The 6,640-nt window shown below is 34.5% G+C and carries 6 protein-coding genes; 3 read left to right on the forward strand and 3 right to left on the reverse strand.

Features of this window, described 5'->3' with window-relative positions; translation table 11 throughout:
* Window positions 1-438 precede the first annotated feature (438 nt).
* From ACRRU2_RS28320 to ACRRU2_RS28330, 3 genes are all read left to right on the forward strand, one after another.
* The gene (locus ACRRU2_RS28320) at window positions 439-582 is read left to right on the forward strand and encodes a hypothetical protein (RefSeq protein WP_002360221.1); all 144 of its coding nucleotides are present in this window, start codon (window positions 439-441) and stop codon (window positions 580-582) included.
* 253 nt (window positions 583-835) lie between these two features.
* A complete protein-coding gene (gene fexA / locus ACRRU2_RS28325; RefSeq protein ID WP_276105214.1) occupies window positions 836-2,263 on the forward strand; it encodes a chloramphenicol/florfenicol efflux MFS transporter FexA in 1,428 nt (475 codons plus the stop codon).
* A gap of 177 nt (window positions 2,264-2,440) precedes the next feature.
* Window positions 2,441-2,857 carry an NAD(P)H-dependent oxidoreductase gene (locus tag ACRRU2_RS28330; protein WP_000855243.1) on the forward strand — a complete coding sequence of 139 codons (417 nt, stop codon included), beginning with the start codon at window positions 2,441-2,443 and terminating at the stop codon, window positions 2,855-2,857.
* Window positions 2,858-3,139: 282 nt separating this feature from the next.
* Here the strand turns inward: ACRRU2_RS28330 and ACRRU2_RS28335 are convergent, their stop codons facing one another.
* Genes ACRRU2_RS28335 through ACRRU2_RS28345 form a run of 3 tightly spaced genes read right to left on the reverse strand, consistent with a single transcriptional unit; the run spans window position 3,140 to window position 6,508 of the window.
* Window positions 3,140-3,505, reverse strand: coding sequence for a DUF6262 family protein (locus tag ACRRU2_RS28335; RefSeq protein WP_000619629.1), 366 nt, complete (start codon window positions 3,503-3,505; stop codon window positions 3,140-3,142).
* A gap of 1 nt (window position 3,506) precedes the next feature.
* Window positions 3,507-5,420: a tyrosine-type recombinase/integrase gene (locus tag ACRRU2_RS28340; RefSeq protein ID WP_029658482.1), complete on the reverse strand. Its 1,914-nt coding sequence runs from the start codon at window positions 5,418-5,420 to the stop codon at window positions 3,507-3,509.
* Between the two features lie 2 nt (window positions 5,421-5,422).
* A complete protein-coding gene (locus tag ACRRU2_RS28345) occupies window positions 5,423-6,508 on the reverse strand; it encodes a tyrosine-type recombinase/integrase (protein ID WP_000867971.1) in 1,086 nt (361 codons plus the stop codon).
* Window positions 6,509-6,640: the final 132 nt, after the last annotated feature.

Consider the following 6,640-nt stretch of genomic DNA (forward strand, 5'->3'; position numbering starts at 1 on the left):
TTATCAAGAGTAAATTACTAAAAATCCATTAACATCAATGTTTTTACTTTAAGAACATATATTTAACGTGTTAAATCAAATGAAAAAATACAATGTAATTATTAGATGACAATTGATTACGGTCAGAAGAATGTACCACAAATAAAAAAACTAATTCCTTTTTATTTTATCGAGGAATTAAGCTTTTGACCTGCAACAATCACGCCCAATTTCGGAATATCTATAATATGATTTCGATCTTAAATTATCTACTTTAACTGACGCTACCTGCTCGTTAAAGAAGACCTATTTAAAAAAGTTTATACTGCACCTGCCTTTATTATGTAAGTAAAAGTAGTAAAGCTTTAAATTGGTTTTCAAAAAAGTAGGGTTGATTATTTCTTTTTCATCAATTATTATTGTGTTATTATCACAATATGAGAAAGGAGGCAAAAAGTAATGGGAATTGATTTCATTAATGTCGAGTTTAGAAAGCATGTAAAAGTTTCAGGGGATTTAGGTACAACGGGATCAGTATGTCCTTTTTCACAAAAACAAAAAATGGAAACACTACCGGAAAACTTTTTGCCTCCTTTTATATAATGGGCAAAAATTTATGAATCTATTGCATTTGTAAAAATGCATACGAATGATTAGGCACCGGTTGTTAAACTGGTGCCTTTTTTTTGTTTGATCAGTTCAGTTAGTTTGGAGAACCGAATCTTTAATCATGCTGTAGAAATATGGTGAGTTCGTTGATTTGGTTTTACAATATAAATAGATATGAGGTGAGGTTTATGGTGAAAGCAGTGGATTTAGCCTCCTAAAATCACAATATATTTTAGGAGGAAATAAAATGAAAAAGGATAGTAAATCTAAAGAAATGATTCAATCTGAAAAAAGGGGTTCTACTAGGCTTTTAATGATGGTACTCTCCCTATCTGTACTTGTAGGTGCAATTACGGCTGATTTAGTCAATCCCGTACTTCCACTAATAAGCAAAGATTTAGAAGCTTCGAAATCTCAAGTGATTTGGATAGTTAGTGGTATTGCACTTGTTCTTGCGATTGGAGTTCCGATTTATGGTCGAATCTCAGACTTTTTTGAGTTACGAAAGCTATATATCTTTGCCATTATGATTCTGGCAAGTGGTAGTCTTTTATGTGCAATTGCCCCGAACCTCCCATTGTTGGTTTTGGGAAGAATGGTTCAGGGTGCTGGGATGTCCGCAATTCCAGTTCTATCAGTCATTGCAATTTCGAAGGTTTTCCCACAAGGAAAACGTGGGGGAGCTTTGGGAATTATCGCAGGAAGTATTGGTGTTGGAACTGCTGCTGGTCCAATATTTGGTGGAGTAGTTGGTCAATATTTAGGGTGGAATGCCTTGTTTTGGTTCACATTTTTGTTAGCCATTATGATTGTTATTGGTGCCTACTACGCGTTACCGACAATTAAACCGGCAGAATCCGTAGGAAGCAATAAGAACTTTGATTTCATTGGTGGTTTATTCCTCGGCCTCACAGTAGGATTACTCCTTTTTGGCATCACTCAAGGAGAAACTTCTGGTTTTTCTTCGTTCTCATCGTTAACTAGCCTAATTGGTTCTGTTGTAGCTTTGGTGGGATTTATTTGGAGAATTGTTACCGCAGAAAATCCATTTGTACCACCTGTCCTGTTCAATAACAAGGATTATGTCAATACGGTCATAATTGCATTTTTTTCGATGTTTGCTTATTTCGCTGTTCTTGTGTTCGTCCCATTACTAGTCGTTGAGGTGAATGGACTCTCTTCTGGACAGGCTGGAATGATATTGTTGCCAGGTGGTGTGGCTGTTGCAATCTTATCTCCCTTCGTTGGCCGTCTTTCTGATCGATTTGGGGATAAACGTCTGATAATTACTGGGATGACTCTGATGGGGCTGTCTACCTTATTCTTGTCCACCTATGCATCTGGTGCTTCACCTCTGTTAGTTTCCGTGGGGGTCCTCGGAGTAGGGATTGCTTTTGCATTCACGAATTCTCCCGCAAATAACGCCGCAGTAAGTGCACTCGATGCAGACAAGGTTGGTGTCGGAATGGGGATTTTCCAAGGTGCTTTGTACCTTGGAGCAGGAACTGGAGCAGGTATGATTGGAGCATTATTATCCGCTCGACGTGATGCTACTGAGCCGATAAATCCATTATATATATTGGACGCTATGTCCTACTCAGATGCGTTCCTTGCAGCTACAGGGGCAATACTCATTGCCTTAATAGCTGGATTAGGTTTAAAAAAGCGTGGGTAATAACTTAGTTATGTAAAGATTAGTTATTGTTTAGTTCATCTTCTATAGTTTAAGCTGTAAATAAATAGCTTAGGAATCACGCAAATTTGAATTTCTTAGAATAGAATACTTTTAAGTAACTCAACTTTCGTACACTGTTTTATTGGTGCGAAAGTTGAGTATGTTAAGGATGAAACAATGAAAACATTGGTGATCGTTTCTCACCCAGATATGCCAAATTCTCGAATCAATAAAGTTTGGGTAGAAAAAGCAGCGTCTTATTCAAACGAAATTACCATTCATGATCTTTATAGAGAGTATCCTGATTTTATTATAAATGTAAAAAGAGAGCAGGAATTAGTTGAAAATCATGATAATATTATTTTTCAATTTCCATTATATTGGTATAGTTCTCCTTCATTATTAAAAAAATGGATCGATGAAGTGATTATATATGGATGGGCTTACGGATCAAAGGGTAAAAGAATATTTTATAATCGAAAATTAGGATTAGCTATATCAGCTGGCGTAAAAAAAGGTGAATTTACAAGTATGGGTAAAAACAAGCATACATTAACCCAGATGTTAACACCATTCAAATCTTTATGTGCATAGATTCATGCTGAATATGTACCAGAGTTTGTACTTTACGGTGCTAATTCGGATATGAAGGGCGAAGAGATACAGAAAAGTGCTAATGAGTATTTGCAATATATTAAAAAGTATTATTTAAGAGCATAAAACACTTCTGCGATCATGCCAACAATACTAGAAGAAAGCCCATTTCCCCTTAACACATTTAGGGAAATGGGCTATTGAAGTTATTGAAGGTTTTAGCGATTTCATTTTAGGTAGCCAATTCAAAGTGCCCAATAAATTCCAAGAAACACAAATCTGCTAAAACAGCTTGCCATGTAATTTTTGAACTTGATCCTTTAACCGTTCATTCTCTTCTTCTAACGCCTTTATACGGCTTTTTAAGGTTTTTATTAATACGTCCTCTGAACGAGGGCTTTTACTAGGTTTACGGGGGGTTAACTCACTTATCTGCATCCCTCTTAATGTCTCCACTCTAGTTCTAATATCTTTTTGTTTGTAAAGCCATGACTTTGAAACATTTGCTTTTTGTGCAACGGAATTAAAATTAATCTTCTCTTCTTTCAATGCCATCTCTGAAATTGTCTTTTCAACCCTAATTCTTGTTTTCTCCGACTTGTCTTTAGCTAGCTGAACTATGGCAGTTGTGTTACCTTTTCTAATCATTTTAATTCGTCTCCTTTAACGAATGAATAATCTGTTCTAATCTATTTTTAACACGTTCATTGGTTTCAACCTGACGCTGCCATTGGTTTTGTTTAGCCCTATTTAGTATTTCTTTAGTTCGCTCTAAGTGCTCTTCATGTTCAGTAAGAAATTGTTTACTTGTACAGAAATTCGTACAATCTAAACATGCATTTGCGTGAGGACATGGTCCTGCAATTACTGGTAACCGACAATAGCCATTAGGAAGTGCCTGTGCATTGATATTCTTTTTAAACCATTGAAGATCTGTATTGTCAGCTTCAGTATTTTCCTCACTTAAATCCAGAATGCTACCGTTATTCGTTACTAAGGTTTCCTTAAATTTCGTAAATTCCTTCTTTAGGGTTTCATCAAAAATATGTGCATATCTTGCCGTCATTTCCGGTGATTCGTGACCCAAGAACTTCTGGACAATATGTTGTGGCACTCCGTTATTTATCATTCTAGTGCCAACTGTATGCCGAAAGGCATGAGCATGAAAACGAAAAATTTCTCCGTTGCTGTCCGTTATCTTTTCTTCATAAGCTAGTTCATTTAATTTAACCCTAAAGGTATCTTGTTTCAATGGTGAGCAATCTTTTCGGGGAAACACATATACACATCCATCATCGAGTTCATCAGCCACCCTTTGCTCTTGAACTAATATCAATGCAGCAATTTCTTTAGAAATAGGAATGATATGCTCTTTCTTCATTTTCCACTGATAATACTTTAAAAAGCAATCCCCTTCTTTATCGGTTATGACGCTCCCTTTTTTCAATGTACAAAGTTCACTGATACGCATCCCGCATTCTTGAAGTACCATAACCATTGTAGCAATATAAGGTTCCAATTTATCTAATTTCCCATTTAATTGTTCAAGTATATGTTCATCAATATAACGTGGTAGTGCCTTCGGCACTTTAGGGTAATCTTCTTGAAAGATAAGGATCTTAGAAGGTGTATCCTTCCAGTCATATCTTTGAATTGTAGTAAAAAAAACGTCTAAAGTAGATATTCGTCCAGTTACAGTACTGGGTTTTAAACCTTTTAAATTAATATAATTAAAATATTGCTCAATTTCATTTCTAGTTAATTGATGAATCCTTTGTATACCTTCACAATTTTTGTTCATGAAATTAAAAAATTCTTTTAATTTTGAAGCTATATCTACTACGTGAGAAAAGCTAGCTGTGTTTAACATTAGTTTACAATATCGCTTAACTATTTCTTTAAAATAATTATTCTTAAAACCCTTAAAGTTGATCGTATATTCGTAGGATGTTGGGTTTACCTTATCTTCCGGTAATGATAATTTTCTTCGATTCCAAACATCTTTTTCCCATTCTTCCCCATCAAAATAGAAGTCCTCATAGAATTCCATAAACTGCTTAAGATGAGTAACGTAATAGGAATTCGCATGTACAGTAACTTTCTGCTGATTTACATCAAGTTTGTAATTAGTAGTCGTAGTTTTTACTTTTTGTTCTGTTAAGTAGGTCCGGTATTCTGTCAAAGCTTTTTTTATAGGCACTTCGGTTATCGATGTAATATTAGGATATTTTAAATTTAAAAATCCCATCATCCGGCTTATCACTGTTCCCTTTCTAATCCAAACGGATTTTGCATTCCAAGCTCCATTATTCAAGTGAAGGTAATAAAAATATTTTAATTCTGTTTTCAACCAGACATTTTCCACCTTATCGAAATTTACCCAACGATTTCTTAGTGACGGATTCTTACTTAACTCAATTGCACTAGGATGCGGACAAATTCTTATATCCCATCTATCTGCTGCCCAATAACCTTTTAAAACACTTGTCATATTAGCTATTTTTTTATTAATCTCTGTACTAGCGATAAGCTTTCGATTAGTTGCTACACTTGGAAATTTCATTGTCATGTTTCTCTCCCTTGAAGATACTTTTTATATTCATTCTTCATATCTTGATCAGAAAGATGAACATACGTATCAAGTGTTGTTTGTACATGGGCATGCCCTAATCTTTTTTGTACATATGCAGCATCCCATCCACTTCTAATAAGCTCTGTGGCATGCGTATGACGTAATATATGGGCAGTGAAAGTAATCCCTGTCCGTTTTCCTAGTCTTCTTATTAAGTCTAATACACTTTGATATTTTAGAGGGTGGCCAAAATAAGAATCTTTAAGATTAATAAATATATAATCATGATCTAAATCTTCCCCATATTCATGTACTAAGTAATCGGTATATAATGCCATTAATTCCTTACTTACATCAATAGTTCTTTCTTTTTTAAGTTTAATATAAGCTCCATTTTCATTATGATCTCTTGGCCTGATGTTAATCTGGTTATCCCATGTTGAAATATCTTCAATACGAAGGGATAATGCTTCTCCTATCCGAAGTCCCCCTTCATACATAAGCATAATAAGTAACTTATCTCTTTTGGTATGACATGCCTCAATTATTGCTTTGACTTGTCCATGTTCTAATACTTGTACAAGTTTCTTTTTGACCCTAAGCTTTAAAATATTTTTTTTATAGGATCTACCTTTAGAAATATGGTGAAGAAACCCCTTAAAGTTTCTTCCTCTTGCTTCTTTAGACATATCTATAGCTTTAAAATTTTCTGTGCGATTTAAATACTCTAAGAAACTAGTTACAGCGTTAAGTATGGAATTAACTGATGTTTCCTCTCTTTTAGCCTTCTTTGGTTGTATATCTATTACCTTTAAATGCCCTGCTGGATTTCTTAACCATCCTACAAAGTTTGCTAAATCCTCAAATTGTAAATCTCCTAATTCGATTCTACTTTGGCTCATAAATTCATAAAACAGCTTGAGATGATAACAATATGTTTTAATGGTATTTGGAGCTTTGCCCGTATTATCCAAGTACTTTATAAATCGCTTAACCGGTTCTATCACTTCAAATTCTTTATCTAGCAGTATGTATAACGGATATGATTTTTCCTCCACAATTACTTTCTGAACCTTCATCTTTCCACCACCTTTAAATACTTTAACTACTATTAATAATACCCTTATATATTTAATAGTTAAAGCACTGTAATTAAAAAATCCTAAACTTCGAGTACTTAGAGTACTCTAGTTTAGGATACTATGTTTAAC

Source organism: Paenibacillus sp. GXUN7292, from assembly GCF_050864975.1.
GTDB lineage: Bacteria > Bacillota > Bacilli > Paenibacillales > Paenibacillaceae > Pristimantibacillus.

Coding starts and splice junctions, on each gene's coding strand:
- ACRRU2_RS28320 (WP_002360221.1), top strand. CDS start 439: ATGGGAATTGATTTCATTAATGTCGAGTTTAGAAAGCATGTAAAAGTT.
- ACRRU2_RS28345 (WP_000867971.1), bottom strand. CDS start 6,508: ATGAAGGTTCAGAAAGTAATTGTGGAGGAAAAATCATATCCGTTATAC.
- ACRRU2_RS28335 (WP_000619629.1), bottom strand. CDS start 3,505: ATGATTAGAAAAGGTAACACAACTGCCATAGTTCAGCTAGCTAAAGAC.
- ACRRU2_RS28340 (WP_029658482.1), bottom strand. CDS start 5,420: ATGAAATTTCCAAGTGTAGCAACTAATCGAAAGCTTATCGCTAGTACA.
- fexA (WP_276105214.1), top strand. CDS start 836: ATGAAAAAGGATAGTAAATCTAAAGAAATGATTCAATCTGAAAAAAGG.
- ACRRU2_RS28330 (WP_000855243.1), top strand. CDS start 2,441: ATGAAAACATTGGTGATCGTTTCTCACCCAGATATGCCAAATTCTCGA.